The organism is Sphingomonas sp. 3-13AW (genome assembly GCF_049311085.1).
In the GTDB taxonomy this organism is placed as follows: Bacteria; Pseudomonadota; Alphaproteobacteria; order Sphingomonadales; family Sphingomonadaceae; genus Sphingomonas.
The window spans coordinates 14802-40549 of sequence record NZ_JASNVZ010000031.1; the positions used below are offsets into that span (position 1 = coordinate 14802).

Consider the following 25748-nt stretch of genomic DNA (forward strand, 5'->3'; position numbering starts at 1 on the left):
CCGCATGTGCGAACAGAGGGCTAGGCGCCCCGGTGATGTCCCGCCTATTGCCCTCTGTTGCCGCGCGATGCGGCATGAGCCTGCCGCTCGTCGCCCTTCTTGGAGGTTGCGACATGGTGGTGTTGAACCCCTCTGGCGACGTGGCGCGTCAGCAAGGCGACCTGATCCTGTGGTCGACCGGGCTGATGCTGCTGATCATCGTCCCGGTGATGGTGCTGATCGTCCTGTTCGCGTGGCGCTATCGCGCCAGCAACAAGGATGCCGAGTATAAGCCGGATTGGGACCACTCGATCATGCTCGAGCTGGTGATCTGGTCGGCGCCGCTGCTGATCATCATCGCGCTGGGCGCGCTGACGTGGACCTCGACCCATCTCCTCGATCCCTATCGCCCGCTCAGCCGAATCTCCGCCGACCAGCCGATCAAGCCGAACACGAAGCCCCTGCAGGTGCAGGTCGTGTCGCTCGACTGGAAGTGGCTGTTCATCTACCCCGAGCAGGGCGTGGCGACGGTCAATGAACTGGTCGTGCCCGTCGGCCGCGAAGTCGAGTTCCGGCTGACCTCGTCGAGCGTGATGAACGCCTTTTACGTGCCGGCGATGGCAGGCATGATCTACACCATGGCCGGCATGGAGACGAAGCTCCACGCGGTGCTGAACAAGCCTGGCCAGTTCCAGGGCATGTCGTCGAACTACAGCGGCGCGGGCTTCAGCCAGATGCGCTTCATCACCCATTCGGTCGATGATGCAGGCTTCGCGCGCTGGGTGTCGGAGACGAAGACGTCCAAGACCCCGCTCGACGCGGCGACCTATCTCAAGCTCGAAAAGCCGTCCGAAAAGGTCCCGCCGATGCACTTCGGCAGCATCGAGAAGGGCCTGTTCGATCGCATCGTCCAGATGTGCCCGGATCCCAAGCGTCCGTGCGACAGCCACATGGGTCACGGCATGAGCCACGGCGGCCAGCCCGGCGTGAACAATCGTGCGGCCCAGCCCGGCGAGCCCGAGGGTGCGCTCTTCAAGGAAAATGAAGAGAAGCATGGTGGCGAACACCAGTCGCACCCGACCGGCCCGGCCGAGGGCACGCGGGATCCCGGATCCCCGGCCAATCGCAATATGACCCAGCTTCTTCGCCCCCGCACCCCGGGCGCGAGCGCGGCCGACCGCGCATAAAGGCCGAACCATGTCAGACAGCATACTCAAGACCATCTTCGGGCGATTGACGCTCGAAAGCTTCCCGATCCACGAACCGATCCTGATCGTCACCTTTGCGGTGGTGATGCTGGGTGGCTTCGCGCTCGTGGCGGCGCTCACCTATTTCAAGCTTTGGGGCTATCTCTGGAAGGAGTGGTTCACCACGGTCGACCACAAGCGCATCGGGATCATGTACATCATCCTGGCGCTGATCATGTTCCTGCGCGGCTTTGCCGACGCGATCATGATGCGTCTCCAGCAGGCCATGGCCTTTGGGGGTAGCGAGGGCTATCTGAACGCCCATCACTTCGACCAGGTTTTCACCGCCCACGGCGTGATCATGATCTTCTTCGTGGCGATGCCGTTCGTCACGGGCCTCATGAACCTGGTGGTGCCGTTGCAGATCGGCGCGCGCGACGTGTCGTTCCCGTTCCTGAACAACTTCAGCTTCTGGATGACGGCGTTCGGCGCGGTGCTGGTGATGATGAGCCTGTTCGTGGGCGAGTTCGCGCGCACGGGCTGGCTGGCGATGGCCCCGCTGTCGGGCCTCGATTATTCCCCGGACGTCGGCGTCGACTATTATATCTGGTCGTTGCAGGTCGCCGGCGTCGGTACCTTGCTGTCGGGCGTCAACCTGATCGCGACCATCGTGAAGATGCGCGCGCCGGGCATGTCGCTGATGAAGATGCCGATCTTCGTCTGGACCTCGCTTGCCACCAACATCCTGATCGTTGCCGCCTTCCCGGTCCTGACCGCGGTGCTCGCGCTGCTGTCGCTCGATCGCTACGTCGGCACCAACTTCTTCACGAACACCCTCGGCGGCAACCCGATGATGTACGTGAACATGATCTGGATCTGGGGTCACCCGGAGGTCTACATCCTGATCCTGCCGGCGTTCGGCATCTTCTCGGAAGTCACCTCGACCTTCTCGGGCAAGCGCCTGTTCGGCTACACGTCGATGGTCTACGCGACCCTCGTCATCACGATCCTGTCGTACCTCGTCTGGCTCCATCACTTCTTCACGATGGGCTCGGGCGCGAGCGTGAACTCCTTCTTCGGCATCACGACGATGATCATCTCGATCCCGACGGGTGCGAAGATCTTCAACTGGCTGTTCACCATGTACAAGGGGCGCGTGCGCTTCGAACTGCCGATGATGTGGACGATCGCATTCATGCTGACGTTCGTGATCGGCGGCATGACGGGCGTCATCCTGGCGGTGCCGCCGGCCGACTTCGTCCTCCACAACTCGCTGTTCCTGGTGGCGCACTTCCACAACGTGATCATCGGCGGCGTGCTGTTCGGCCTGTTCGCAGGCGTGAACTACTGGTGGCCGAAGGCGCTGGGCTTCCGCCTCGACCCGTTCTGGGGGAAGATCAGCTTCTGGTGCTGGGTCATCGGCTTCTGGGTCGCGTTCGCGCCGATCTATATCCTGGGCCTGATGGGCGTTACCCGCCGCCTGCGCGTGTTCGACGATCCGTCGTACCAGATCTGGTTCGTCATCGCAGGTTTCGGCGCGGCACTGATCGCCGTCGGCATTCTCGCCATGCTGATCCAGTTCGGTGTCAGCATCCTGCGTCGCGACCAGCTGCGGGACGTGACGGGCGATCCCTGGGGTGGCCGTACGCTGGAGTGGGCGACCTCGTCGCCGCCGCCGGCCTACAACTTCGCGTTCACGCCCGTCGTCCACGACCTGGACGCCTGGTACGACATGAAGAGCCGCAACGCCGTTCGTCCGACCGGTGGCTACCGCGCCATCCACATGCCCAAGAACACGGGCGCCGGTATCATCGTCGCCGCACTGTCCGCGGTCTGCGCGTTCGGCATGATCTGGTACATGTGGTGGCTGGCCGCCCTCGGGCTGCTGGGTGTGATCGCAGCGACGATCATCCACAGCTTCAACTATGACCGGGACTTCTACATCCCGGCCGAAGAAGTAGCCGCCACCGAGGAGGCCTACCGGCGTCAGCTCGCCGCGGCAGGAGCAGCATAACGATGGCCGAGGCCACGATTCCGCCCGGCGCCGAGGCGCCCATGTTCTACGAGACGGACGAGCATCATCACGACGCCGGGGCCAGCACCATGCTGGGCTTCTGGATGTACCTGATGAGCGACTGCCTCATCTTCGCGATGCTGTTCGCCTGCTACGGGGTGTACAGCGGCAGCCTGGCCGGCGGTCCTGGACCGCAGGACCTGTTCGACCTGAAGCTGGTGGCGCTCAACACCGCCATGCTGCTGCTGTCGTCGATCACCTATGGCTTCGCGATGATTTCGGCCGGCGAGAAGAACAAGCGGGGCACGCTCGGCTGGCTCGCCGCGACCGGCCTGTTCGGTCTCGCGTTCCTTGCCATCGAGCTCTACGAATTCTCGCACCTTCTCCATGTGGGTGCGGGTCCGTGGCGCAGTGCATTCCTGTCGGCGTTCTTCACGCTGGTCGCTACCCACGGCCTGCACGTCACCTTCGGCATCATCTGGCTGGTGGTGTTGATGGTCCAGGTGAGCCGCGGCGGCCTGATCGCCGCCAACCAGCGCCGGCTGCAGTGCCTGTCGCTGTTCTGGCACTTCCTTGACGTCGTCTGGATCGGCGTCTTCACCTTTGTCTATCTGTTGGGAGTGCTGCGATGAGCGCGGAACCCGTCGCCCATCACGCCAGCGGCGAGGCCCATGGCACGCGTCGCGACTATGTGATCGGCTTCCTGCTGTCGGTCGTGCTGACCGCGATCCCCTTCGCGCTCGTCATGACCGACGCCATTTCCGACCCGCGCTGGACCGCCGGCATCGTGACCGCGATGGCGATGGTGCAGATCGTGGTGCACATGATCTACTTCCTGCACATGAACACCAAGTCCGAGAGCGGCTGGACGATGATGGCGTTGATCTTCACGGTCATCATCGTCGTGATCGTCGTCGCGGGCTCGCTGTGGGTCATGTACCACATGAACCTCAACATGATGCCTGACATGGCGTCCGAGGCCATGGGATCGATGTGACCCGGCGTGTCGCCCGGCTCGCGCTGGGCACGCTAATCTGCCTCGTCTTTGCCGCGCTGGTCGCGCTGGGCGTATGGCAGCTGGAACGCCGCAGCTGGAAGCTGGCGTTGATTGCACAGGTGGAGCAGCGCTTGCATGCTCCACCTGTCGCAGCCCCCGGGCCCGACCGCTGGCCCGACATCGGGGATCGGGACTCCTATACCCGCGTCGTCGCCCAGGGCCGCTACCGTGCCGGTGCCGACACCTTCGTCCAGGCGACCACTGCGCTGGGTGGCGGCTATTGGGTATTGTCCCCGCTCGACACTGGCGCGTTCACCGTCCTCGTCAACCGCGGCTTTGTCCCGCCCGAGATGCGGGGCAAGGCGCCGCCGCCCAAAGGCCCGGTCCGGGTCGAAGGGCTGCTTCGCGTGACCGAGCCCGAAGGCGCGTTCCTGCGCAGCAATGATCCCGCGTCGGGCCGCTGGTATTCCCGCGACGTCGCCGCGATCGCCGCCGAGCACCGCCTTTCGAACGTCGCGCCCTATTTCATCGACGCGAGCGGACCGAAGACAGGCTTTCCGCGTGGCGGATTGACGGTGGTGCGGTTCCGGAACAATCATCTGGGCTACGCCTTGACCTGGTTCGGGCTGGCAGCCGGCTTGCTCGTCATGGTGTTCATCGTCCGGCGCATGGGGAAGGGAGCCGCGGCAGACACCGAATGACGCGCGGCATCGTCTTTCTCTCGGACCTCGATGCGGGGAGCCGGAACCAGCGGCTTCTGGTCCAGCTGCGCTGGATCGCCGTCGGCGGGCAGCTTGCCGCGATCCTGGGTGCGCACTTCGGGTTCGGCATCGCGCTTCCGATCGAACCGATGCTGGCGGCGCTCGCCGTATTGGTCGCGCTCAACCTGGTCGCCATCTTCACGCGCGGCCGCCCTACGACCAACGCGCAGATGTTCGCCTCGCTGTTGGTGGATGTCGCCGTGCTGACGGTGCAGCTGTACCTGTCGGGCGGATCGACCAACCCGTTCGTGACGCTTTACCTGTTGCAGGTGGTGATCGGCGCGGTCCTGCTCTCGGTATGGTCGAGCTGGGCGCTGGTCGCGATCACCAGCCTGTCGTTCGCGGCACTGGCGGTGGCGCACCGGCCGCTCGCGCTGCCGGCGGAACTCGCAAGCGAACTGTCGCCCGCGTTCATGGCGGCCAACTGGTTCAACTTCACCCTGACCTCGATCCTGTTGGTGGCATTCGTCACGCGAATGGCGCGCAACGTCCGCGATCGCGACGCGCACCTGGCCGCGATCCGGCAGCGCGCAGCCGAGGAGGACCACATCGTGCGCATGGGGTTGCTGGCAAGCGGCGCCGCGCATGAGCTCGGGACGCCGCTCGCGTCGCTTTCGGTGGCGCTGGGGGATTGGCGCCAGGAGCCGGAGATCGCCGGCAGCCCGCGGCTTGCGGCGGAGGTCGACGAGATGCGGGACGAGATCGCGCGCTGCAAGAGGATCCTGAGCGGCGTGTTGTTCGCGGCCGGCGAGGTGACCGGCGAGGCGCCGGTGCGCACCAGCCTTCGCCGCTTCCTGGAAGGGGTCGTCGACGACTGGCGGCGCAGCGGCCCCGCGCCGCTGACGTTCGAGAACCGGGTCTCGCCCGACCGCCTGATCGTGGCCGATCGCGCGCTGGCGCAGGCGCTCACCAACCTGTTCGACAATGCGGCAGAGGCGGGTGCGGGCGCCATCACATTGGCAGCGGTGATGGATGGCCCCATATTGATCCTGGCCGTGCGGGACGATGGGCGCGGCTTTCGGGAGGATCTGCTCGCAACCGTGGGCCAGCCCTATCGAAGCAGTAAGGAAGCGGGTGGCCTGGGGCTGTTCCTGGCGACCAATGTGCTGCGCACGCTGGGCGGCACGCTGGAGGTGCACAATCGCGCCGAGGGCGGCGCGGAGGTCGTGCTGGCGCTTCCGATCGCATCGTTGGCGCTGGAGGAACCGGAATGACCGAACGCAGGCTGTTGATCGTGGAGGACGACGCTGTCTTCGCACGCACCCTGGCGCGATCGTTCGAGCGCCGTGGCTATCGGGTCGAGATGACGTCCGACTTCGATGACCTTGCTGCCATCGTCACGAGCTTTGCGCCCGCCTTCGCGGTGGTCGACCTGCGGCTGGGCGGCGCGTCGGGCCTGGCCTGTGTGGAGCAGCTCCATTCCGCCGACCCGGAGATGCGGATCGTTGTCCTCACCGGCTTTGCGAGCATCGCGACGGCGGTCGAGGCGATCAAGCTGGGCGCGACCAACTACCTGACCAAGCCGTCGCACACCGACGAGATCGAGGCGGCGTTCGACCGCTCGGACGGGGATGCGCAGGTGGGGGTTTCCGCCACGCCCACGTCGATCAAGACGGTGGAGTGGGAGCATATCCACCAGACGCTCGCCGCCAGTGACTTCAACGTGTCGGAGGCCGCACGCCGGCTGGGCATGCATCGGCGCACGCTCGCGCGGAAGCTGGAGAAGCGGCACCTTTCCTGATTGAGCGGGCCACCACGCTTGACCATCGCGCCGCGCCTCGCGAGGGCGGGCGGGGTTTAGCGGAGTGAGCGGATTGGATCAGGACAGGGACGCGCGTCACAACGCGAAGATGCGCAAGGTGCAGCTCGCGCGCCAGGCGATGATGGCGACCAAGACGATCGAGAAGGGTCTGCTGATCGTCCACACCGGCCCGGGCAAGGGCAAGACCACGGCTGCGCTGGGTCTTGCCGTCCGTGCCGTCGGCCACGGCATGAAGGTCGGCATCATCCAGTTCGTGAAGGGCGCGATGGATACCGGCGAGAAGGCGGTGTTCGATGCGCTCTCCGATCATGTCGAGTTCCGGCCGATGGGTGAGGGGTTCACCTGGGACACGCAGGACCGCGCCCGCGACATCGCCGTCACGCGCACCGCGTGGGAAGCGGTGAAGCGGATGCTGGAGGATCCAAGCTATGACATGGTCATCGCCGACGAGCTGAACATCGTCCTTCGCTATGACTATCTGCCGGTCGAAGAGGTGCTGGAGGCCGCGGCTGCGCGCGGGCCGATGCAGCATTTCGTCGTCACCGGCCGCAACGCGCCGGCGGCGTTGATCGAGATGGCGGACCTCGTCACCGAGATGACGCAGGTGAAGCATCCCTTTCGCGACGGCGTGAAGGCGCAGGCCGGCATCGAGTTCTGACCGGCGGACGGCGCAAGGCTGCCGTCGCGGAACGCAATTGACCCACCGCCGCGCCGGGACTACCGGGCGGCTTGCGACAGGTTCCCCGGACACGGGGATGAAAAGGGAACGGGAAAACCCCGGCTGCCCCTGCAACTGTACGCGGCGAGCCACCGTGCCACACGCCATTGGGGAGTTTTCCCTGAGAAGGCGGCACGGACCGGCTGTGACCCGCGAGCCAGGAGACCTGCCTGACGCAGTCGTCCTTCGATCGGCCAGGGTGCGCCGACCGGACGGGGAAACCCGAGCGACGACATCGCCAGCCTGCATGTTTGCGGGGGCGAGGGCGTGCGCCTTCTTCCCCTGCAACCAGCGGGCGTTGCATGTTGAAGGGGGTTTTTGTGATCCGAATTCTTGTTCCGTTGCCGCTGTTGTTCTCGCTTCCCGCCGTTGCGCAGGAGGCTTCGCTGCCCGACGTCGCCACCGCGCCCGAGTCCAGCGATATCATCGTCACCGCCAACCGCACGCCGACTGCTTCCGACCGCATCGCCGCCGCCGTCACGGTGATCGACAAGGAAGCGATCGACCAGGCACAGGACCTGAGCGTCGCCAACCTGCTGTTGCGCAGCCCGGGCGTGACGCTGTCGAGCAACGGCGGTTATGGCACCGCGACCTCGGTCCGCATCCGCGGTGCCGAGGGCGACCAGACGGTGGTCGTGATCGACGGCGTCAAGCTCAACGACCCGTCGTCGACGGGTGGCGGCTATAACTTCGCCAATCTTCTGGTCGGCGATGCGTCGCGCATCGAGGTGCTGCGCGGCGTGCAGTCGATCCTGTGGGGCAGCCAGGCGCTGGGCGGCGTGGTCAACGTCGTGACGCCGCTGCCGACATCGAAGCTGGAGGGGAGCTTCGACGTGGAAGGGGGATCGCGCGACACGGTGAGCGCCCGCGCCGCAGTCGGTGGCAGCACCGGCCCGCTCGCCTGGCGGGTCGGCGGCCAGACCTTTACCACGGACGGGATTTCGGCCGTCGCTCCCGCCTTTGGCGGCCGCGAGCGCGACGGCTATCGCAACCGCAGCGCGCAGGGGCGTGCGAAGCTCGACCTGGCGACGGGCGTCAGCGCGGAAGTGCGCGGCTATTACGCCGACGGCCGCGTCGACATCGACGGCTTTGCCGGGGACACGCTGGAGTATTCGCGCAACCGCGAGTTCGTCGGCTATGCGGGCCTGAACGTCGACCTGCTCGGCGGGCGGCTCCGCAACCGCTTCGCCTATGGCTATACCGATACCAACCGCGACAATTTCGATCCGACACGCGAGCGGCCGCAGACGTTCGACGCGGCGGGCCGGAACAACCGGCTGGAATATCAGGGCAGCCTTGCGATCGCGACCGGATGGAATGCGGTGTTCGGGATCGAGAACGAACGCTCGCGCTTCCACTCGGTATCGCCGTCGGCATCGCTTGCCGATCCGCTTCCCGATCCCGCGCGCGGCAAGGCGGAGCTGACCGGCATCTATGGGCAGGTGAACGGCATGGTCATCGACGGGGTGACGCTCACCGCCGGGCTGCGGCACGACGATCACAACCGCTATGGCAGCAAGACGCTGTTCGCCGCGGGCGGTGCCTGGGCGCTGCCTTGGGACATGATGCTGCGCGCCAGCTATTCGGAAGGCTTCAAGGCGCCGACGCTGTACCAGCTCTATTCCGAGTACGGGAACCAGGGGCTGAACCCGGAGCGTGCGCGCAGCTGGGAAGCGGGGGTCGAGCAGCGGCTGTTCGCGCGCGCCGTCACCGTCGCGGCCACGTATTTCGAGCGGCGGACGCGCGACCAGATCGACTATATCGGCTGCGGCGCCACGCCCGACCCGCTGTGCGTGGTGCCGGGCACCGACCTGCCGCGCTGGGGCTATTACGACAATATCGCGCGTGCCTTTGCACGCGGCGTCGAGGCGAACGCCAGTGCGCGGCTTGGCGCCCGGGTGACGGCAGACGGCAACTTCACCTGGACGGAGGCTGAGAACCGCTCGCCGGGCGCAAGCTTTGGCAACTGGCTGCCGCGGCGCCCGCGCTACACCGCCAACGCATCGGCGACTTACCGGCTGCCGAGCGGGTCGTCGCTGGGCGTGGCGCTGCGCTGGGCAGGCAAGAGCTATGACAATGCCGCAAACACCACGCGGCTCGACGATTATACGCTGGTGGACCTTCGCGGCGAGCTTCCGATCAGCCCGAACGTGCGGCTGGTCGCGCGGGTGGAGAACCTGTTCGACGAGAACTATACCACCGTCTACCGCTACGGCACGCTCGGCCGCAGCGTCTATGCCGGCCTGCGCGGCCGCTTCTAGGGGAATGGATGCATGACCGACATTGCTTCATCGCGGCGCGTATCGGCGTCGTGGATCATGCTGCTGACACTGGCGAGCGTCGCGACGACGCTGGTGTTCAAGTGCGCCACCCCGTTCCCCGCGCTCGCGGCGTTGGCCGCTATGTATATGCGGACGCGCGACGGCGTGTCGGTCGCGATCGCAGCCTGGGCGGCGAGCCAGCTGGTCGGCTTTTGCTGGCTGGAATATCCGGTCACGGCGAACAGCCTTGCCTGGGGCGGGGCGATCGGGATCGCCGCATTGGTGGGCGCGCTTGCTGCCCATGCGGCGGCGACACGCGCGCCGCGTTCGTTCGCAGCCCGGCTCGTCCTGGGCTATCTCGCCGCGTTCGTAGCCTTCAAGGTCGCGATCCTGGCGGGGGCGTTCGCGCTTGATGGCGGCTGGGCAGCCTTTGCCGGGGACGTCCTGCTCAGCCAGTTCGTCCGCAATGCAGCAGTCCTTGCGGGGCTGCTGCTTCTCCATCGGTTGCTGACCGCAGCCGGAATGCCCAGCCCGCGATCGGAGTATGTTCTCGCATGATGCTGAAGCCAGTAGCGCCCGGCCCCGCGGTGGTCGCCTGCAACACCTGCCGCCGATCCTCGGACACGGGGGCGGGTGCTGATGCCCGCCGCGACGGGGCGCTGCTGGTGGAAGCCTTGCGCGCCGTGCAGGCAAGCGACCGCAGGTACGAGGGCGTCGCCGTGCAGGAGATGCCGTGCCTGTTCGCATGCACCGATGCCTGCACCGTCCACCTGCGTGGGCCCGACAAGGTCGGATATGTCCTCGGCCGGTTCACACCCGATCAGGAAGCCGCGCGCGCCATCCTGGACTATGCCGTGCTCTATGCCGACAGCGAGGCGGGGCAGGTGCCGTATCGGGATTGGCCGGAAGGCGTGAAGGGGCATTTCCTTACCCGCACCCCTCCCGCCGGGTTTGTCGTCGCATGAGCGGGTTCGACACCGTCGCCGCGTTCGAACGCGCGCTGGGCGAGCTTCGCGAGATCGACGAGACGGCACGAGCGGCGGCGGCCGCACGGCAGGAGGTGCTGACCAAGCCGCGCGGTTCGCTCGGCCGGCTGGAGGAGATCGCGCTCTTCATGGCCGGGTGGCAGGGGCGTGCGCAGCCCCGGCTCGAGCGCGGTCGTGCGGTGGTGTTCGCCGGAAACCACGGCGTCGCGGCGCGCGGGGTGAGCGCGTTCCCGCCGGAAGTCACCGTGCAGATGGTCGCCAATTTCGAAGCGGGTGGCGCTGCGATCAACGCGCTGGCGGGCGCGGCCGGACTGGAGCTGAGGGTGGTGGCGATCGATCTCGATCGTCCGACCGCGGACTTCGTCGAGGCCCCGGCAATGTCCGCGGAAGAATGCCTCGACGCCATCAACCGGGGTGCCGCAGTCGTGGAGCCGGGCATCGACCTGTTGGTCCTGGGCGAGATGGGCATCGCCAATTCGACATCAGCCGCCGCGTTGAGCGCGGCGAGCTTTGGCGGGACCGCTGCGGACTGGGTAGGCCCCGGCACCGGCGTCCATGGCACCGCGTTTCGCGCGAAGCTGGACGCGGTCGACGCGGCGCTGGCGCGGCACTCGATCGACGCGACCAGCGCGTTCGAAATCCTTCGCCGGCTTGGCGGGCGCGAGATCGCCGCGATGGCGGGGGCGGTGCTTGCGGCGCGACAGGCGAGGGTGCCGGTGCTGCTGGACGGGTTCATCTGCTGTTCGGCGGTAGCACCGCTGGCGCGGTTCAGCCCGGAGATCGCGCGCCATTGCCTCGCCGGACATTGTTCGGCGGAGCCGGGCCACGCCCGCATGCTCGGGCGGCTGGAACTCACCCCGATCCTGTCGCTCGACATGCGGCTGGGCGAAGGGAGCGGCGCCGCTGTCGCTGCGGGGATCGTGCGCGCCGCGCTGGCCGCGCACAACCAGATGGCGAGCTTTACCGAGGCGGGTGTCGCGGCGGCGTGACCGTCCCGATCGACTTCCACCTGATGCGCCACGGCGAGCCGGCACTGACCGGACGCCTGCTCGGCAGCACCGATTGTGAGGTCATCCCGGCCGGCATTGCGAAATGTCGTGCGGCGGCGGAGGCCGTGCCGGTGCGGCGGGTCGTCAGTTCCGACCTTCGCCGTGCCGCCGATTGCGGCAAGGCGATCGCGGCGGAGCGGAACCTGTCGCTGCAGGTCGACCCACGCTGGCGGGAACTCGATTTCGGCGAATGGGACGGGCTGTTTGCGTCGGCCGTGGCGCCCGATGCGCTTGCCCGCTTCTGGGAAGACCCCGATGCCGACCCGCCCCCCGGCGGGGAGCGGTGGTCCTCGCTCGTGGCGCGGGTCGGCGAAGCGATCGACGCGATCGACGCCTCTGCGCTGGTGGTGAGCCATGCCGGGGCGATCCGGGCTGCGCTTGTCGCGGCGTGCGGCTTCGATCGGCGGCAAGCCTGGGCATTCGACCTTCCCTATGGGTCGGTGCTGTCGCTCCGCCTGTGGCGGGGGGCGGCGCCTGCTGCCCAGATCACGGCGCTGCGCCCGTGAAGCGGTTGCTGCTCGCCATCGGGTTTCTCACCCGGCTGCCGATTCCGTCGTTTGCTAGCAATACCGACGATTTTGCGGCGACGATCCGCTGGTATCCGGTCGTGGGCCTGATCGTCGGCGCACTGGTAGCGGGCGCGGGCTGGATGGGGGCGCTGATCGATCCCTGGGTCGGCGCGCTTGCGGCGCTCGCGTGCTGGGTGATGGTGACGGGGGCGCTGCACCTGGACGGGCTGGCCGATGTTTCGGACGGTATCGGTGCCGCGCATGGCAATCGCGACCGGCTGCTCGCGGTGATGGCGGATCCGCAGGTCGGCAGCTTCGGCGTGGTCGCGATCGTGTTGCAGCTGCTGGCAAAGCTGGTGCTGCTCCACGCGCTGTCCGGGGACTGGATGGCGCTGGTGCTGGTGCCCTTTGCCGCCCGCATCGGGCCGCTCGCCTGGGCGCGCTGGTTGCCGGCGCTCAAGCCCGGCCTGGGCGCGAGCGTCGCGCGTGCCGTGCGGAAGCGCGACATCCTGGGTTGGGCGCTCGTGCTGGCGGGTGCGTGCGTGGGCGTGCCGGCGCTGATCGCCGCACCGGTGCTGATGCTGGCCGTCGGGATGTGGTTCCGGAGCCGCTTGGGCGGCGTGACCGGCGATGCCCATGGCGCGGGGATCGAAGTGGTGGAAACCGGCCTGTTGCTAGCCGTGGTGGCGATCGGCCAGCTCTGAGAGCGCGAGCAGCGCGTCGATGTCGATGTGGCGTTCGAGCTGCGCTGCGATGGCGTCGAGCGCAGCGTCGATCGACGCGCGGTGATCCGGGCCGCACCCCTCCACGCCAAGCTGCGCAAGCCACGCCCGCCGCTGTTCGGCGAGGGCAAGCAGGCCGTGGACATAGCTTCCGGTCACCAGCCCGTCGGCGCTGACGGCACCGTCGAGACGCCCGTCGTCGAAGCGCGCCGCCGGCCGTTCGGTATCGGGCCCTTCGGTGCGGCCGAGATGCATTTCATAGCCCTCGAACCGCGCACCGCGGGCGGTGCCGCGCACCTCCACCAGCGCCTTGCTGCCCTCGAGGACCGTTTCAACGTCGAGCAGGCCGAGCCCTTCGATCCGCTCCGCCGGGCCTTCGAGCCCGATCGGGTCGGCGATGCCACGCCCCAGCATCTGGTAGCCGCCGCAGAGCCCGAGCACGGGGCGGCCGCGGCGATGATGCGCGAGGATGTCGATGTCCCATCCTTGCGCGCGCAGGAACTTCAGGTCGGCGATGGTCGCCTTGGACCCGGCGAGGAGGATCAGCGCGGCCTCTGCCGGGATCGGGGTGCCGGGAGGCACCATCACCAGTTCGATGCCCGGCTCCAGCCGGAGCGGATCGAGGTCATCGAAGTTCGCGATGTGCGCGGTGACCGGGCAGGCGACGACCATGCGATCCCCGGCGGCACGGCTCGGCCGCTGCAGCACGACCGCGTCTTCGCTCGGCAACCGCGCGGCATCCGCCAGCCACGGCACCACGCCAAAGCCGCGCCAGCCGGTGCGCTGTTCGATCGCGCGATAGCCGTCTTCGAACAGGGCCGGATCGCCGCGGAACTTGTTGATCAGGAAGCCGTGGATCATGGCGGCGTCGTCCGGATCGATCACCGCGCGGGTGCCGACCAGCGACGCGATCACGCCGCCCCGGTCGATGTCGCCGATCAGCACGACCGGGACGCCGGCCGCGCGCGCAAAGCCCATGTTGGCGATGTCGCTGGCGCGCAGGTTGATCTCGGCAGGGGAGCCGGCGCCTTCGATCACGACGATGTCCGCCCCTGCCGCAAGGCGCCGGTAGCTGGCGAGCACGTCGGCGAGCAGGCCCTCGCGCCCCTGGCGCCATTGCGCGGCCTTGAGCGTGCCGCGCACCTTGCCATGCACCACCAGTTGGGAGGTGCGGTCGCCCTGAGGCTTCAGCAGCACCGGGTTCATGTCGACGCTTGGCGGGACGCGCGCGGCCATGGCTTGGGTCGCCTGCGCGCGCCCGATCTCGCCGCCGTCGGGCGTGACCGCCGCATTGTTCGACATGTTCTGCGGCTTGAAGGGGCGCACGCGCAGGCCGCGATTGGCAAGCGCCCGGCACAGGCCGGCCACCAGCACCGACTTGCCGACATCGGAGCCCGTGCCCTGCAGCATCAAAGCGCCCATGCGACGGCTCCTGCGATCAGCCAGAGGAGCAGGCACGCGCGCCGATAGACGCGCAGCGCGCGGGAGAGGTCGCGGGGGCGGGGATCGGCGAAGCGGCCGCCGATCCAGGGCTTTGCCACGACCACCCCGTCATAGGCGACCGGCCCGGCGAGCCCCACGCGCAAGGCGCCCGCCATCGCCGCCTCGGTCCAGCCGGCGTTGGGGGATGCGTGCTTGCGCGCGTCGGCGAACATGGTGCGCCATCCGCCGCCGCCGGCGATGCAGAGGATGACCCCGCCGATGCGCGCGGGAGCGAGGTTCGCGAGGTCGTCGATGCGTGCGGATGCCCAGCCGAACGCGCGCCACCGCGGCTCCCGATGGCCGATCAGGCTGTCGGCGGTGTTGATGGCCTTGTACGCCCATATGCCCGGGAGCCCGAGCACCAGCAGCCAGAACAGGGGCGCGGCGATGCCGTCGCAGAAGCTTTCCGCCAGGCTCTCGATGCCGGCGCGGGCGACGCCGGTGTCGTCGAGAGTGGCGGTGTCGCGCCCGACGATGCGGCCGACGGCCGATCGCGCGGCCGCCAATTCTCCGTTTTCCAGCGCGGCTGCGACCGGGCGGACGTGATCGTCGAGGCTGCGCTGGGCAAGCGCGGGGGCGGCCAGCATCGCGACCGCGACCCAGCTCCACGCGCCGAGCGTGTATTGGGCGACCCACTGGGCCAGCGCGGCGACGGCGACGGCTATCCCCACCACCAGCGCGACCGTTGCGATTCCGGCGAGATGGCGAAAGCGTTCTGAGCGGTCCGGGCGGTTCCATCGGGCTTCGCACGCGCCGATTACCCGCGCGAAGCCGCCAACGGGGTGGCCGATCCGCGAGTAGAGGCGCTCCGGCCAGCCGACGGCAGCGTCGAGCGCGAGCGCGAGCAGGGCGACGGGCTCAGCGATCGGACAAGGCCCGGTCGAGCCGTTCGAGCGCTGCGGCGTCCGCGGGCAAGCCGATGCGCAGCCAATCGGGTGCATAGTCGAAGGGGCGGGTCAGGATGCCGTGGCGCGCGAGACGGAGGAAGAGGTCGTCGGCATCGGGCGTCTCGACCAGCCGGAACAGGGGGCAGGACCCGCGCGGTGAAAGTCCATGCGTTTTGAGCACGGTGTCGAGCGCCTGCTGGCACTTGGCGAGGCGGTGGCGTGTTTCCGCGATCCAGGCTTCGTCGCGATAGGCGGCGGTTCCGATCGCGATGGCGCTGGCGGAGACCGGCCAACTGCCCAGTCTTTGACGCAGCGCCGTGACAAGATCCGGGGCACCGCAGGCGAAGCCGAGCCGCAAGCCGGCGAGCCCGAAGAACTTGCCGAACGATCGGAACACCAGCACGCGATCGTCGGGCGAGAGGTGGGGGACCACGCTCACCCCGGGGGTGGCGTCGGCGAAGGCTTCGTCCACGACCAGCACGCCATTCGCGGAGGATAGGCTCCGCGCTAGAGATAGCAGCGCTTCCGGTGCCAAGAGGCGCCCGTCCGGATTGTTCGGGTTGGCGAGCAGCAGCGTGCCTTCGGTCACTGTATCCAGCGCATCTGGCGCAACCGGGTTCGGGCCGGGCAAGGCCTCTGTATGGGTGCGGTAGCCGGGCGCGACATAATGATAGGGTGCGGGCAGGCCGATGCCGGCGAGGAGGCGGAGGCCCAGTTCAGTGCCGGGAAGGGCGGTGATCGCCAGCCGCTCTGCGCCGATCGCGGCCGCCGCCGCGGCCTCGAGCGCTGCGGTGGATGCCGCCGAGGGCAGGGCGCGCAGGTCGTAGGCAGGAAGCTCTGGGGCCTGCCAGGGGAGGGGGTTGATCCCGGTCGAGAGATCGAGCCACGGCCGCGGCGCTTCCGGAAAGCATTGTGCCGCCTCTTCGAGGCAACCGCCGTGGAACTTGAATGCGCGCAACGCGAAGCCTCGACTTGGGGGGTGCGGGCCTCCATCAGCATTGCCGGCGCAACAGGCAAGGGGCAACGCGATGACGACCGTATCCGACCGCACGATGCTGGTGCTGGGCGGCGCCAGATCCGGCAAGAGCCGCTATGCGCAAGAGCTGGCGGAGGCGGGAAGCGAGCGGCTGGTGTTCGTCGCGACAGGGCAGGCGTTCGACGCCGAGATGACGGACCGTATCCGGCGGCATCAGGCCGATCGCGACAACCGCTGGACTACACTGGAGGCGCCGATCGACCTTGCGGATGCGATCCGCGAGGGGGACGGCGACAACACGGTGCTTCTGGTGGACTGCCTGACGCTGTGGGCGTCCAACCTGTTGCTGGGCGAGGAGGATGCCGAGGCGCATCTGGCGGCGCTGCTCGCGGCGATCGGCGTGGCACGTGCGCGCGTGCTGCTGGTCGCCAACGAAGTCGGGCTGGGCATCGTGCCCGACAATGCGCTGGCGCGGCAGTTTCGCGACCTGGCGGGCACCATCAACCAGCGGGTCGCGGCCGCGGTGGACCGCGTCCACATGACCGTCGCCGGCATCCCGATCGTGGTGAAGTAAAGCCGATCCCGCTTGACACCCGGGGGCTGCGGCCGGAAGCTTGCAGGGACGACATGGGAGAGACCGGACTTCCAGCCCGGCGCCGAAGGAGCAACCGCCCCGGAAACTTTCAGGCAGAAGGACCGGTCGTCATCAACATCTGGAGAGTGGCGCGCGCGCGTCCGCCGACGGGATAACAATCTCAGGCAGGAAGGACAGAAGGGGCATGGAACCGCCGGAAGGCGGGGAGTTCATCATGCCCGACGCGACCCTACTCGACCCCCGTACCGATGTGCGCCGCGCCATCAGTGTCACCGAATTGTTCACGATCGGCATCGGCCCGTCGAGTTCCCACACCGTCGGCCCGATGCGGGCGGCCCACGCCTTTGCAGAGGCGGCGCTGGAGGCGCTGGACCCGGTCGGGGTCCGCTGCGAATTGTTCGGCTCGCTCTCGTTGACGGGGCGCGGCCATGCCACGGACAGCGCGGTGGTGCTGGGACTGGCGGGCCATCTTCCCGACACGATCGATCCCGAAGCGATTACGGGGATCCTGCAAGGAGTACGCGAGGACCAGCAGCTGCTGCTGGGAGGGCGCCTGTCGGTGCCGTTTCGCCCGGACGACATCGTCTTTTCGCATGAATTCCTGCCCGGCCACCCCAATGCGGTGCGCTTCACGGCCTGGGACGGCGAAGGTCGCGAGTTCACCCGCACCTATTTCTCGATCGGCGGGGGTGTCGTGCTGGAAGAGGGCGGCACCCTGAAGATCGCCAATGCCATCGTCGCACACCCTTTTGCTTCGGGCGCCGAACTCCTCGAGGTCGGCGAGGAGACGGGCCTCTCGATCGGCGAGATCGTCCGCCGCAACGAGTGCGCGTGGCGCAGCGAGGCGGAGACCGACGCGTTCCTGGATGCGGTGCGCGCGGCGATGATCGCGTCGATCGACCGCGGCTGCGCGACCGAAGGCATCCTGCCAGGCGGCCTAAACGTGCGCCGCCGGGCGAAGGCGCTGCATGCCACGCTTTCCGCGCGCAGCGATCGCGCCGCGCCTGCGTCGGTGATGGAGTGGATCAGCCTGTGGGCGCTGGCCGTGAACGAGGAGAATGCGGCCGGCGGCCGCGTCGTGACCGCTCCCACCAACGGGGCGGCCGGGGTGATCCCGGCGGTGCTGCGCTATTATGAAGAGTTCGTGGAAGGGGCGACGCTGGAGGGATCCCGCACGCTGCTCGCGACCGCGGCGGGGATCGGCTTTCTCTACAAGAAGCGCGCCTCCATCTCGGCGGCCGAAATGGGGTGCCAGGGCGAAGTCGGCGTCGCCTGTTCGATGGCGGCGGCAGGGCTGGCGGCGGTGCTCGGCGGCACGAACCAGCAGATCGAGAATGCCGCCGAGATCGGCATGGAGCATAATCTTGGCCTCACCTGCGACCCGATCGGCGGGCTGGTGCAGGTGCCCTGCATCGAGCGCAACACGATGGGCGCGGTAAAGGCTGTCAACGCTGCCCACCTGGCCCTGCACGGCGACGGCAGCCATATCGTCCCGCTGGACGCCGTGATCGAGACGATGCGCCAGACCGGTGACCACATGCGATCCGAATATAAGGAGACGAGCCTGGGTGGGCTGGCGGTGAACGTCGTCGCCTGCTGACCGGCTTGCTGCCGTGGGCATTCCGGTCCATGCGCCGGCGATGCCAAAGATCCGTGCCGACCAGCTGCTTGTCGACCGTGGCCTCGCTGAAAGCCGTACCCGCGCGCAGGCGCTGGTGATGGCCGGCCTGGTGTTCATCGGGGACCGCAAGATCGAGAAGCCGGGACAGCAGGTGGCGGACGATGCCGCGCTGGATGTCCGCGGACGCGACCATCCCTGGGTTTCGCGCGGCGGCATCAAACTGGCGCACGGCCTCGACCATTTCGGCTGGACGGTCGAGGGTTCGGTGGCGATCGACGTCGGTTCCTCGACCGGAGGCTTTACCGACGTGCTGCTGACGCGCGGCGCTGCCCGGGTCTATGCGGTGGACAGTGGCACCAACCAGCTCGCCTGGAAGCTGCGGCAGGATCCGCGGGTGATCGTCCATGAACAGACCAGCGCCCGGCTGCTCACGCCTGACCACATCCCCGAGCCGGTCGACCTGATCGTGTGTGACGCCAGCTTCATCGCGCTGTCCAAGGTGCTGGACGTGCCGCTCGGCTTTGCGCGGGCGGGCGCCCGGCTGCTCGCGCTGGTGAAGCCGCAGTTCGAGGCAGGACGTGCAGAGGTCGGTAAGGGCGGGGTCGTGCGCGATCCCGAGGTCCATGCGCGCGTATGCCAGGAGGTGGCGGACTGGCTGACCGGGCGCGGCTGGCGGGTCGAGGGGGTGACGCCCAGCCCCATCACCGGGCCAGAGGGAAATGTCGAATTCCTCATCGCCGCCCATGCCCCCGGCGAAGCGGCAGGTCCCGAATAGGGACAATCGCGGCGCCCCGGCGGATGCTTGCAATGCGCCCGCCCGCACCGCAGACACGGCGCCCAGGGCAAGGACAGGATTGAGCGGGTGAACGAGATCGCATCCAGGGCGCAGTTGCGCGCGGGCTTCCTGCGCTGGGCGATCGTGACGGTGCCGTTCGTGCTGTTGCTGGGGATCGCGGTGGGAAGCCTTGTTCCCGCCGGGTCGGACAACGCCTGGTACGTCGCGCTCGACAAGCCCTGGTTCACGCCGCCCGACTGGGCATTTCCGGTCGCCTGGACGTTGATCTACCTGCTGCAGGGCATTGCCCTTGCGATGATACTGGACGCGCGCGGAGCGGCGGGGCGCGGGGTGGCGATTGCCGCTTTCCTGATCCAGCTCGTGCTCAACCTGGTCTGGAACCCCCTGTTCTTCGCCGGCCACAAGGTGTCCGCAGCGCTGGTCCTGGTCCTGGTGCTGTTTGCGGCCGTGCTGCTGACCACCTGGCTGTTCGCCCGGGTGCGGCCGCGCGCGGCGATGCTGTTTGCCCCCTATATCGCCTGGTTGCTGCTTGCGACGGCGCTCACCTGGGAGATCGATCGCCGCAACCCGGATGCCGAAACCCTTGTGCCCGCGACCTCGTCTGCCCAAATGGCACTCTAGACGCGGGAAGGACCTGATACATGCAATCCGAAAACCGGATCTTCGACGATTTTGCCAAGTTCGTGAACGGTGCGGCCGGCACGCTGGCCGGGATGGCACGCGAGGGTGAGAGCGCCGCGCGCGAGCGGATCCGTGAGCTGGTGGGCGGACTCGACTTCGTCAGCCGTGACGAGTTCGAGGTCGCAAAGGCGATGGCAGTCGCGGCACGCGACGAGGCGGATGCGCTGAAGGCACGGGTCGAAGCACTGGAGGCGCGGCTCGCGACCCCGGGGACGAGCACGCCGCCGGCAGCAGAGCCGCTTGCCGGCGACAGCATCGGCTAACGACTTTTCCCCAGCTTTCTGGACCAGCGGCGTGCGTCGACCTTGTGTCGGCGCGCGCCGATTGGCATTTCTGAACCATGATGACCGCCCACCGGGAAAGGACCTGATGCTCGACGAAGCCGAGGATGATCGCGACGCTGCCGCTCCGATCGACATGCTGGAGCGCTACTTCGCCGCACACGGCTGGTCGCACCAGCGCGACGAGGACGAGATCGTTGCGAAGGTCAAGGGAAGCTGGACCGAGTTCGAGCTGCGCGCGATCTGGCGCGCCGAGGACGGGGTGCTTCAGTTCCTGGCCTTTCCAGACGTGCGCGTCGCGGACGACCGGCGCAATGCCATCTACGAGACCATCGGCCTCATCAACGAGCAGCTCTGGATCGGCCATTTCGAGCTCTGGTCGTCGAGCGGCATCCTGTTGTTCCGCCACGCCGCGATGATCGACGTCGAGGAAACCGGCCTCTCGCTGGAGCAGGCAGAGGTGCTGGTCGACTCCGCGATCGACGAGTGCGAGCGCTTCTACCCGGTGTTCCAGTTCGTGCTGTGGGGTGGAAAGACCCCGCGCGAGGCGATTGCCGCGTCGATGATCGAGACGCGGGGCGAGGCATGACGCCCCTGCCGGGGCCGTTGTGGCTGGTCGGTTGCGGGAACATGGCGGGCGCGATGCTGCGCCGCTGGCTGGAGGCGGGAACCGTCGCCGCGCCGAACGTCACGGTGATCAACCGCAGCGGCACGCTTTCGATCGACGGTATCCGGGTCGTGACCGAGGTGCCGGCCGACGCACCCGCACCGGCGACGGTGATGCTGGGCATGAAGCCGCAGCAGATCGACGTGGTGGCCGCGACCGCGGTCGCGCAGCTGCGACCCAGGCTGCTGCTCTCGATCCTGGCCGGGGTCGAGAATTCGGCCCTTGCGGCGCGGTTTCAGGCCGACGCGATCGTCCGCGCGATGCCGAACCTGCCGGTATCGATCGGGAAGGGCGTGGTGGCGCTCCATAGCGACAGCCAGGACGCGGCGCTGCGCGATGCGGCGACGGCGCTGATGGCCCCGTTGGGGCTGGTCGAATGGATCGCGGAAGAGCGGCTCTTCGACGCCGTCACCGCGCTGTCGGGATGCGGGCCGGGGTTCGTGTTCCGGTTCATCGATGCGATGGGCGCGGCCGGCGCGGCGCTCGGCCTGCCCGAGGAACAGGCACGTCGCCTGGCAATTGCGACGGTGGAAGGCGCGGGCGCCTTGGCCAGCGGTGCGGATGTCGACCCCGCGACGCTGGCGGATCGTGTCGCGAGCCCGGGGGGCTCCACGCGCGAGGGGCTGAACGTGCTGGATCGGGAGGATGCGCTCCGCCGCCTGCTGGTTGAGACGCTGGCGGCATCGGCCCGGCGCAACGCGGAGATGGCGGCCGCCGCGCGCGGCTGATCAGCGGTCGCCCAGCGCCCGGATCATGGTGCGGTCGCTGTCTGGGATCAGGCTTTCGAGCACGGTCCAGAAGCCGGCGACCGCCTCCGGGCCGGCTGCCTGATAGGCCCGGGCGAGCCGCTCGCGGACCAGCTGATACAGGCGGGCTTCCAGGGCAGCCCCCTCCGGCGTCAGCCGGAGCAGCCGCTTGCGGGCATCGCGATCGTCGCTGCGGCTCTCCACCAGCTTGCGCTCGGAAAGGTCGCCCAGCACGCGCCCGAGCGATTGCTTGGTGACTGCCAGCAGGCGCAGCAGCTCGCTGACCGACAGGCTCGGCTTGCGCGCGATGAAATAGAGCGCGCGGTAATGGGCGCGTCCCAGCTTGTGCGCCTCCAGCTCCGCGTCGGTCACGCGCCACAGGTTGGCGTGCCCGAAGTAGAGCAATTCGAATCCGCGCCGGATCTCCGTCTCGCGGAGGAACTGCGCCGTGGCAGCGTGGCTTGGGACAGTCATGTTGACCTGTTCTGCCAGTGGGCTTAGGCCCCGGCAAGCCGGAACGGCACCGCGCCGTCCGCTTGCGGAGCACATCATGAACGACCAGCCCGATACGCGCTTTCCACTCACGCCCAACGCATCGCCGCTTCCGGCCAGCGAGCGGGCGGAGAAGCTGGTAAGCCCGGGTTTCGGCCGGGTATTCACGGACCACATGGCGATCGCCCGCTGGTCGGAGGACAAGGGCTGGCACGACACCCGGATCGTCGCGCGCGGCCCCGTCCAGATGGACCCTGCAGCAGCCGTGCTGCACTATGCCCAGGAAATCTTCGAAGGGCTGAAGGCGTATCGTCTGGAGGACGGCGGCATCGGCCTGTTCCGGCCCGAGGAGAATGCGAAGCGCTTCCAGCGTTCGGCGCGACGCCTGGCCATGCCGGAATTGCCGGAGGAGCTGTTCCTCGCTTCCTGCCGCGAGCTCTCGCGGATTGAGCGTGACTGGATCCCGGAGGGCGAGGGCGGTGCGCTGTACCTCCGACCCTTCATGTTCGCGAGCGAGGTCTTCCTGGGCGTGAAGCCTTCGGCCGAATATCTCTACATCGTCCTCGCCTCCTCGGTCGGCGCATACTTCAAGGGGGGCGCGCCGAGCGTCTCGCTGTGGGTGTCGCAGGAATATACGCGGGCCGCGGCCGGCGGCACCGGCGACGCCAAGTGCGGCGGCAATTATGCCGCGAGCCTGGTCGCGCAGGCCGAGGCGATCCGCCAGGGTTGTGACCAGGTCGTGTTCCTGGACGCGGCCGAGCGGCGCTGGGTCGAGGAACTCGGCGGCATGAACATCTTCTTCGTGTTCGACGACGGCAGCATGCTGACGCCGCCGCTGACGGGCACGATCCTGCCCGGCATCACCCGTGATTCGATCCTCCGGATGGCGCGCGACCAGGGCATCACCGTTCGCGAGGAACGCTATGGCATCGACCAGTGGGAGGCGGACGCCCGCAGCGGGCGCCTGCGCGAGGCATTCGCCTGCGGCACGGCTGCGGTGGTGACGCCGATCGGCAAGGTATCCTCGTCAACGGGCAGCTTCTCGATCGGTAACGGCGGCGCGGGAGAGCGCACGCTGGCGTTGCGCGACGCGCTCGAGAGCCTTCAGCGGGGCCGTTCCGAAGATCCCTACGGCTGGCTTGAGCGGATCGAAGGATAACCCCTTTCCACAACGCCCGGGCCCGGTATAAGGCCCGCGGCTGGTGGGGCGTCGCCAAGCGGTAAGGCACCGGTTTTTGGTACCGGCATTCGCAGGTTCGAATCCTGCCGCCCCAGCCATTTGATTTCTAAGCATTTTCTTCCCTTATTTGGTGTGTGGAGCGGGTGCGTTCCGCACCTCGTTCCGCAACTTGGCGGTGCGCGCTTCGAGTTTTGCGACCGCAGAATCACTCAGCGACGCGGTCATCGCCTGGTAGAGATCGAGCATCCGGGCGACCGTGGAGACGGTCCAACCCAGCATTGCGGCGATTTCTGAGGGCGTGGCGCCGGCTTGGGCGAGGATGGTGCAGGCAGTTCCACGCAGGTCGTGGAAGTGAAGGCCGTCGCGGCCAGCGCGCACAACCGTCTCCCGCCAGCGATGGTCGAAGTTCACCTTGCCCCAGGGCTTGCCGTTGCGGGTCAGGATCGTCTTGGCCACACGCGGCTGTGCGTCCAGCAGTGCCTTGAGCGACTGGGTGACCGGCATGTCGATCATGCGATTGCGCTTCGCCTGGCGTAGCCGGATGCGTTCCCCGTCATAGGCCGTCCAGGGCAGCGCCAGGAGATCGCCCTTGCGCTGGCCGGTACCCAGCGCGAGTTCGAAGGCGAGCCTAATTTCAGGCTCGGCAACCTCTTGCAGCGCGGCGATGTCCGGGGGGAGCCACAGCTTGTCTGCGCGGTCGGCCTTGTAGACCTTCTTTGGGCGGGTCGCGTGGTTGTGCATCAGCAGGCCACGGTCGCGGCCCCACTCCAAGATGATCCGGAGGACGCCCAGCACGGCGTCGGCCTGGCGCGCAGATGTTTTCGCGCGATCGTCGCGCCACTGGAGGAAGCGCACGCGGATCTTGGGGTCTTCGATCACCGAGAGCGGGTGATTGCCGAACCGCTCGCTGATCCGGAGCAGGGCTGCGTCGTAGTCGAGCTTCGTCCGAGGCGCGAGCTTCAGGTACTGCGGCGAGCGCTGATAGCCGTCGATGATCGCCTGGAGCGTGCCGTGGGTGCGGGCGATGCGCGGCGCCTGGATGGCGGCGTGGAAGGCCCGCATGAATGCGGGGGTGCCGGGCATGAATGGTTCGGCCTCATCGCCCTCCTGCGGCTTCAGCGCGCCGAAGCCGCGCAGGTAGTAGTAGGTGCGGCGGGTGCCGTCGGCGAGCTTCTTCTTGCTGGCGTAGATGCCCTTAAGCGGCACGCGCATGTTCCGCCTCCCACTGTTCCAGCGGCGAGAGCGTCGGCGTGCCGGAGCTGACACGTCCGAGGCGGTCGAGCAGATCGTCGTGGGCACGCAGATCGTAGCGGTTGGTCCCGCGTACCGGGCCGGGAACCAGCCCCTTCTGCGTCCAGATGTCGTACGTCGCCGTGCTGATGTGGCCGAGGTAGGCGCAGATGCCCGCCTTGCTCTGCAGACGCGCGTTGGGGTCGAACTCTGCGCTCATGCGGCGTCCTTTCGTCCTTCCAGAGTGTCGCGGATGGCGGCGGCGTGGGCGGCCGCAGCCGCGGCGTGGCGGTCGAGTGCGTCCGCTGTGGCGTTCAGGTCGCCGGGGGTGACGCCGCGTGCGGCCTCAAGCTTGGCCCGGAAGGAGCGGCGCTCGATGCCAAGGGCATCCGCAGCGCGGGCTGTGCCGAACAGGTCGGCAGCCTGGCGCAGCAGCATGATCCGGCGGGCGCGGTCGCCCATGCTGAGCCTGTTTTTAGGCTCGGTTTCGCCAGCCTCCGGCACGGCCGTCACGGTGCTCGGCCCCATCACCGTTGGCCCTGAGCGTCGGCAAAGGTCTTCACGATCAGCACGGGGATGCAGATCATGGCGACGAGGATGCTGGCAGCGAGGACCAGGCCGCGCAGGGCGCGGCGGGTGATCGCACGGCGCCTGAGAATGCGGCGGGCCGTCACAGGCCTTCTCCATCGGGATCGCAGCGGGTGCAGCTGGTCGCCGTCGCCCAGCTGGGCATGTCCTGAGCATGGGTCGAGGTGCCGCAACCACGGCAGACGCGCGGGTGTCGCTCCGCGGGCCCGTGCGCCAGCTGCCAGTACACGGCCGGATCGAGCGGGATCAGGGCTGCGAGCGCGTCGATTGTCTCCGGCCGGCGAGCCACGGCTCCCGGCAGCTCGACCGCGCCGACGACGATCGACATCGCCTTGGTAACATCGAGCAGGCAGATGCCGGGATGGCGGGTCGCGGTCGCCGCGTAGAGCGCGCACATCCGCTCCGCGAGCTCATATTCCGTAAGGCCGGCGGCGAGGCGCCGCAGCCGAAGATAGCCGCTCGCCGAAAGCGGTGTGGCGTCGGCTATCCGGGGCAGGGGCGGTCGACGGCGGGCGGGCTGCTGAAAAGCGTGACGGTGCAGCATGAGGGTCATCCTTCCGGGTCACAGGGCAAAGCGGGGG

Annotated in this window: 31 protein-coding genes, 1 tRNA gene and 2 riboswitches; of the genes, 23 read left to right on the forward strand and 9 right to left on the reverse strand. The window is 68.1% G+C overall.

The features are described from left to right. Nucleotides 1-74: 74 nt before the first annotated feature. The 14 genes from cyoA (at nucleotide 75) to cobS (ending at nucleotide 12927) form a co-directional block, all read left to right on the forward strand. The gene (cyoA, locus tag QP045_RS19615) at nucleotides 75-1166 is read left to right on the forward strand and encodes a ubiquinol oxidase subunit II (protein WP_422516698.1); all 1092 of its coding nucleotides are present in this window, start codon (nucleotides 75-77) and stop codon (nucleotides 1164-1166) included. Nucleotides 1167-1176: 10 nt separating this feature from the next. Further along, nucleotides 1177-3180 (forward strand): cytochrome o ubiquinol oxidase subunit I, encoded by a 2004-nt coding sequence (gene cyoB / locus QP045_RS19620; RefSeq protein WP_422516699.1) that lies wholly within the window; start codon nucleotides 1177-1179, stop codon nucleotides 3178-3180. Nucleotides 3181-3182: 2 nt separating this feature from the next. Next, a complete protein-coding gene (cyoC, locus tag QP045_RS19625; protein ID WP_422516700.1) occupies nucleotides 3183-3812 on the forward strand; it encodes a cytochrome o ubiquinol oxidase subunit III in 630 nt (209 codons plus the stop codon). Further along, nucleotides 3809-4177, forward strand: a complete 369-nt coding sequence (gene cyoD / locus QP045_RS19630; protein ID WP_422516701.1) for a cytochrome o ubiquinol oxidase subunit IV — start codon at nucleotides 3809-3811, stop codon at nucleotides 4175-4177. The genes cyoC and cyoD overlap by 4 nt, the downstream gene beginning before the upstream one ends. Beyond that, nucleotides 4174-4878 (forward strand): SURF1 family protein, encoded by a 705-nt coding sequence (locus QP045_RS19635; protein ID WP_422516702.1) that lies wholly within the window; start codon nucleotides 4174-4176, stop codon nucleotides 4876-4878. Before cyoD ends, QP045_RS19635 begins: the two co-directional genes overlap by 4 nt. Beyond that, complete coding sequence (locus QP045_RS19640; protein ID WP_422516703.1) at nucleotides 4875-6152, forward strand: ATP-binding protein; 1278 nt, start codon at nucleotides 4875-4877, stop codon at nucleotides 6150-6152. The genes QP045_RS19635 and QP045_RS19640 overlap by 4 nt, the downstream gene beginning before the upstream one ends. Beyond that, nucleotides 6149-6679 carry a response regulator transcription factor gene (locus tag QP045_RS19645; RefSeq protein WP_422516704.1) on the forward strand — a complete coding sequence of 177 codons (531 nt, stop codon included), beginning with the start codon at nucleotides 6149-6151 and terminating at the stop codon, nucleotides 6677-6679. Before QP045_RS19640 ends, QP045_RS19645 begins: the two co-directional genes overlap by 4 nt. Before the next feature lie 73 nt (nucleotides 6680-6752). After that, nucleotides 6753-7358 carry a cob(I)yrinic acid a,c-diamide adenosyltransferase gene (gene cobO, locus QP045_RS19650; RefSeq protein WP_422516727.1) on the forward strand — a complete coding sequence of 202 codons (606 nt, stop codon included), beginning with the start codon at nucleotides 6753-6755 and terminating at the stop codon, nucleotides 7356-7358. A gap of 61 nt (nucleotides 7359-7419) precedes the next feature. After that, a riboswitch (cobalamin riboswitch) is annotated at nucleotides 7420-7606 on the forward strand. A gap of 114 nt (nucleotides 7607-7720) precedes the next feature. After that, nucleotides 7721-9679: a TonB-dependent receptor plug domain-containing protein gene (locus QP045_RS19655; RefSeq protein WP_422516705.1), complete on the forward strand. Its 1959-nt coding sequence runs from the start codon at nucleotides 7721-7723 to the stop codon at nucleotides 9677-9679. Nucleotides 9680-9691: 12 nt separating this feature from the next. Then, complete coding sequence (locus QP045_RS19660; protein WP_422516706.1) at nucleotides 9692-10237, forward strand: hypothetical protein; 546 nt, start codon at nucleotides 9692-9694, stop codon at nucleotides 10235-10237. After that, nucleotides 10237-10644, forward strand: coding sequence for a DUF1636 domain-containing protein (locus tag QP045_RS19665; RefSeq protein ID WP_422516707.1), 408 nt, complete (start codon nucleotides 10237-10239; stop codon nucleotides 10642-10644). Before QP045_RS19660 ends, QP045_RS19665 begins: the two co-directional genes overlap by 1 nt. Continuing rightward, complete coding sequence (cobT, locus tag QP045_RS19670) at nucleotides 10641-11654, forward strand: nicotinate-nucleotide--dimethylbenzimidazole phosphoribosyltransferase (protein WP_422516708.1); 1014 nt, start codon at nucleotides 10641-10643, stop codon at nucleotides 11652-11654. Before QP045_RS19665 ends, cobT begins: the two co-directional genes overlap by 4 nt. Continuing rightward, complete coding sequence (locus QP045_RS19675) at nucleotides 11651-12220, forward strand: histidine phosphatase family protein (protein ID WP_422516709.1); 570 nt, start codon at nucleotides 11651-11653, stop codon at nucleotides 12218-12220. The genes cobT and QP045_RS19675 overlap by 4 nt, the downstream gene beginning before the upstream one ends. Continuing rightward, nucleotides 12217-12927 (forward strand): adenosylcobinamide-GDP ribazoletransferase, encoded by a 711-nt coding sequence (gene cobS / locus QP045_RS19680; protein WP_422516710.1) that lies wholly within the window; start codon nucleotides 12217-12219, stop codon nucleotides 12925-12927. The genes QP045_RS19675 and cobS overlap by 4 nt, the downstream gene beginning before the upstream one ends. Here cobS and QP045_RS19685 read toward each other — a convergent pair. From QP045_RS19685 to QP045_RS19695, 3 genes are read right to left on the reverse strand one after another with little or no spacing between them, the layout of a single operon-like run. After that, entirely contained in the window at nucleotides 12898-14367 is a 1470-nt protein-coding gene (locus QP045_RS19685) for a cobyric acid synthase (RefSeq protein WP_422516711.1), read from the reverse strand. The genes cobS and QP045_RS19685 overlap by 30 nt on opposite strands. Then, the gene (gene cbiB / locus QP045_RS19690; protein WP_422516712.1) at nucleotides 14355-15368 is read right to left on the reverse strand and encodes an adenosylcobinamide-phosphate synthase CbiB; all 1014 of its coding nucleotides are present in this window, start codon (nucleotides 15366-15368) and stop codon (nucleotides 14355-14357) included. The genes QP045_RS19685 and cbiB overlap by 13 nt, the downstream gene beginning before the upstream one ends. Beyond that, the gene (locus QP045_RS19695; protein ID WP_422516713.1) at nucleotides 15286-16272 is read right to left on the reverse strand and encodes an aminotransferase class I/II-fold pyridoxal phosphate-dependent enzyme; all 987 of its coding nucleotides are present in this window, start codon (nucleotides 16270-16272) and stop codon (nucleotides 15286-15288) included. The genes cbiB and QP045_RS19695 overlap by 83 nt, the downstream gene beginning before the upstream one ends. A 70-nt stretch (nucleotides 16273-16342) precedes the next feature. On the opposite strand from QP045_RS19695, the gene cobU reads away from it, so the two are divergent. The 7 genes from cobU to proC all read left to right on the forward strand — a co-directional run bounded on the left by cobU (nucleotide 16343) and on the right by proC (nucleotide 21659). Continuing rightward, nucleotides 16343-16864, forward strand: a complete 522-nt coding sequence (gene cobU, locus QP045_RS19700) for a bifunctional adenosylcobinamide kinase/adenosylcobinamide-phosphate guanylyltransferase (protein ID WP_422516714.1) — start codon at nucleotides 16343-16345, stop codon at nucleotides 16862-16864. A gap of 44 nt (nucleotides 16865-16908) precedes the next feature. Then, a riboswitch (glycine riboswitch) is annotated at nucleotides 16909-16998 on the forward strand. A gap of 101 nt (nucleotides 16999-17099) precedes the next feature. Further along, a complete protein-coding gene (locus QP045_RS19705) occupies nucleotides 17100-18485 on the forward strand; it encodes an L-serine ammonia-lyase (protein ID WP_422516728.1) in 1386 nt (461 codons plus the stop codon). 40 nt (nucleotides 18486-18525) lie between these two features. Beyond that, nucleotides 18526-19281 carry a TlyA family RNA methyltransferase gene (locus tag QP045_RS19710; RefSeq protein ID WP_422516715.1) on the forward strand — a complete coding sequence of 252 codons (756 nt, stop codon included), beginning with the start codon at nucleotides 18526-18528 and terminating at the stop codon, nucleotides 19279-19281. A gap of 87 nt (nucleotides 19282-19368) precedes the next feature. Beyond that, a complete protein-coding gene (locus tag QP045_RS19715) occupies nucleotides 19369-19923 on the forward strand; it encodes a TspO/MBR family protein (protein WP_422516716.1) in 555 nt (184 codons plus the stop codon). A gap of 20 nt (nucleotides 19924-19943) precedes the next feature. Further along, on the forward strand, nucleotides 19944-20246 hold the full coding sequence (locus QP045_RS19720) for an accessory factor UbiK family protein (RefSeq protein ID WP_422516717.1): 303 nt from the start codon (nucleotides 19944-19946) through the stop codon (nucleotides 20244-20246). A 106-nt stretch (nucleotides 20247-20352) separates the two neighbouring features. Continuing rightward, nucleotides 20353-20853, forward strand: a complete 501-nt coding sequence (locus QP045_RS19725) for a YbjN domain-containing protein (protein ID WP_422516718.1) — start codon at nucleotides 20353-20355, stop codon at nucleotides 20851-20853. Then, nucleotides 20850-21659, forward strand: a complete 810-nt coding sequence (gene proC / locus QP045_RS19730) for a pyrroline-5-carboxylate reductase (RefSeq protein ID WP_422516719.1) — start codon at nucleotides 20850-20852, stop codon at nucleotides 21657-21659. Before QP045_RS19725 ends, proC begins: the two co-directional genes overlap by 4 nt. Here proC and QP045_RS19735 read toward each other — a convergent pair whose 3' ends face one another. Then, on the reverse strand, nucleotides 21660-22151 hold the full coding sequence (locus QP045_RS19735) for a MarR family winged helix-turn-helix transcriptional regulator (RefSeq protein ID WP_422516720.1): 492 nt from the start codon (nucleotides 22149-22151) through the stop codon (nucleotides 21660-21662). It lies immediately after the preceding gene. 76 nt (nucleotides 22152-22227) lie between these two features. On the opposite strand from QP045_RS19735, the gene QP045_RS19740 reads away from it, so the two are divergent. Both QP045_RS19740 and QP045_RS19745 read left to right on the forward strand, forming a co-directional pair. Further along, complete coding sequence (locus QP045_RS19740) at nucleotides 22228-23328, forward strand: branched-chain amino acid aminotransferase (RefSeq protein WP_422516721.1); 1101 nt, start codon at nucleotides 22228-22230, stop codon at nucleotides 23326-23328. 44 nt (nucleotides 23329-23372) lie between these two features. Beyond that, nucleotides 23373-23447: transfer RNA gene (locus QP045_RS19745), tRNA-Gln, on the forward strand. A gap of 25 nt (nucleotides 23448-23472) precedes the next feature. Here QP045_RS19745 and QP045_RS19750 read toward each other — a convergent pair. The 5 genes from QP045_RS19750 to QP045_RS19770 are packed head-to-tail and all read right to left on the reverse strand — an operon-like array spanning nucleotide 23473 to nucleotide 25711. Further along, nucleotides 23473-24561, reverse strand: a complete 1089-nt coding sequence (locus tag QP045_RS19750) for a tyrosine-type recombinase/integrase (protein ID WP_422516722.1) — start codon at nucleotides 24559-24561, stop codon at nucleotides 23473-23475. Further along, nucleotides 24545-24799 (reverse strand): hypothetical protein, encoded by a 255-nt coding sequence (locus QP045_RS19755; protein WP_422516723.1) that lies wholly within the window; start codon nucleotides 24797-24799, stop codon nucleotides 24545-24547. The genes QP045_RS19750 and QP045_RS19755 overlap by 17 nt, the downstream gene beginning before the upstream one ends. Then, nucleotides 24796-25107 (reverse strand): hypothetical protein, encoded by a 312-nt coding sequence (locus QP045_RS19760; RefSeq protein ID WP_422516724.1) that lies wholly within the window; start codon nucleotides 25105-25107, stop codon nucleotides 24796-24798. The genes QP045_RS19755 and QP045_RS19760 overlap by 4 nt, the downstream gene beginning before the upstream one ends. Then, nucleotides 25107-25253, reverse strand: a complete 147-nt coding sequence (locus QP045_RS19765) for a hypothetical protein (protein ID WP_422516725.1) — start codon at nucleotides 25251-25253, stop codon at nucleotides 25107-25109. The genes QP045_RS19760 and QP045_RS19765 overlap by 1 nt, the downstream gene beginning before the upstream one ends. Next, entirely contained in the window at nucleotides 25250-25711 is a 462-nt protein-coding gene (locus QP045_RS19770) for a hypothetical protein (protein WP_422516726.1), read from the reverse strand. The genes QP045_RS19765 and QP045_RS19770 overlap by 4 nt, the downstream gene beginning before the upstream one ends. Nucleotides 25712-25748 lie beyond the last annotated feature (37 nt).

What these genes read in the sequence shown, in the direction of transcription:
- QP045_RS19665 (WP_422516707.1), top strand. Translation starts at nt 10,237, where the DNA reads ATGCTGAAGCCAGTAGCGCCCGGCCCCGCGGTGGTCGCCTGCAACACC.
- cyoA (WP_422516698.1), top strand. Translation starts at nt 75, where the DNA reads ATGAGCCTGCCGCTCGTCGCCCTTCTTGGAGGTTGCGACATGGTGGTG.
- QP045_RS19740 (WP_422516721.1), top strand. Translation starts at nt 22,228, where the DNA reads ATGAACGACCAGCCCGATACGCGCTTTCCACTCACGCCCAACGCATCG.
- QP045_RS19755 (WP_422516723.1), bottom strand. Translation starts at nt 24,799, where the DNA reads ATGAGCGCAGAGTTCGACCCCAACGCGCGTCTGCAGAGCAAGGCGGGC.
- cyoB (WP_422516699.1), top strand. Translation starts at nt 1,177, where the DNA reads ATGTCAGACAGCATACTCAAGACCATCTTCGGGCGATTGACGCTCGAA.
- cyoC (WP_422516700.1), top strand. Translation starts at nt 3,183, where the DNA reads ATGGCCGAGGCCACGATTCCGCCCGGCGCCGAGGCGCCCATGTTCTAC.
- QP045_RS19735 (WP_422516720.1), bottom strand. Translation starts at nt 22,151, where the DNA reads ATGACTGTCCCAAGCCACGCTGCCACGGCGCAGTTCCTCCGCGAGACG.
- cobT (WP_422516708.1), top strand. Translation starts at nt 10,641, where the DNA reads ATGAGCGGGTTCGACACCGTCGCCGCGTTCGAACGCGCGCTGGGCGAG.
- QP045_RS19685 (WP_422516711.1), bottom strand. Translation starts at nt 14,367, where the DNA reads ATGGGCGCTTTGATGCTGCAGGGCACGGGCTCCGATGTCGGCAAGTCG.
- QP045_RS19640 (WP_422516703.1), top strand. Translation starts at nt 4,875, where the DNA reads ATGACGCGCGGCATCGTCTTTCTCTCGGACCTCGATGCGGGGAGCCGG.
- proC (WP_422516719.1), top strand. Translation starts at nt 20,850, where the DNA reads ATGACGCCCCTGCCGGGGCCGTTGTGGCTGGTCGGTTGCGGGAACATG.
- QP045_RS19705 (WP_422516728.1), top strand. Translation starts at nt 17,100, where the DNA reads ATGCCCGACGCGACCCTACTCGACCCCCGTACCGATGTGCGCCGCGCC.
- QP045_RS19655 (WP_422516705.1), top strand. Translation starts at nt 7,721, where the DNA reads ATGTTGAAGGGGGTTTTTGTGATCCGAATTCTTGTTCCGTTGCCGCTG.
- QP045_RS19720 (WP_422516717.1), top strand. Translation starts at nt 19,944, where the DNA reads ATGCAATCCGAAAACCGGATCTTCGACGATTTTGCCAAGTTCGTGAAC.
- QP045_RS19760 (WP_422516724.1), bottom strand. Translation starts at nt 25,107, where the DNA reads ATGGGGCCGAGCACCGTGACGGCCGTGCCGGAGGCTGGCGAAACCGAG.
- QP045_RS19660 (WP_422516706.1), top strand. Translation starts at nt 9,692, where the DNA reads ATGACCGACATTGCTTCATCGCGGCGCGTATCGGCGTCGTGGATCATG.
- QP045_RS19750 (WP_422516722.1), bottom strand. Translation starts at nt 24,561, where the DNA reads ATGCGCGTGCCGCTTAAGGGCATCTACGCCAGCAAGAAGAAGCTCGCC.
- cobU (WP_422516714.1), top strand. Translation starts at nt 16,343, where the DNA reads ATGACGACCGTATCCGACCGCACGATGCTGGTGCTGGGCGGCGCCAGA.
- QP045_RS19645 (WP_422516704.1), top strand. Translation starts at nt 6,149, where the DNA reads ATGACCGAACGCAGGCTGTTGATCGTGGAGGACGACGCTGTCTTCGCA.
- cbiB (WP_422516712.1), bottom strand. Translation starts at nt 15,368, where the DNA reads ATGCACCCGATTGGCTGCGCATCGGCTTGCCCGCGGACGCCGCAGCGC.
- cyoD (WP_422516701.1), top strand. Translation starts at nt 3,809, where the DNA reads ATGAGCGCGGAACCCGTCGCCCATCACGCCAGCGGCGAGGCCCATGGC.
- QP045_RS19710 (WP_422516715.1), top strand. Translation starts at nt 18,526, where the DNA reads ATGCCAAAGATCCGTGCCGACCAGCTGCTTGTCGACCGTGGCCTCGCT.
- QP045_RS19770 (WP_422516726.1), bottom strand. Translation starts at nt 25,711, where the DNA reads ATGCTGCACCGTCACGCTTTTCAGCAGCCCGCCCGCCGTCGACCGCCC.
- QP045_RS19725 (WP_422516718.1), top strand. Translation starts at nt 20,353, where the DNA reads ATGCTCGACGAAGCCGAGGATGATCGCGACGCTGCCGCTCCGATCGAC.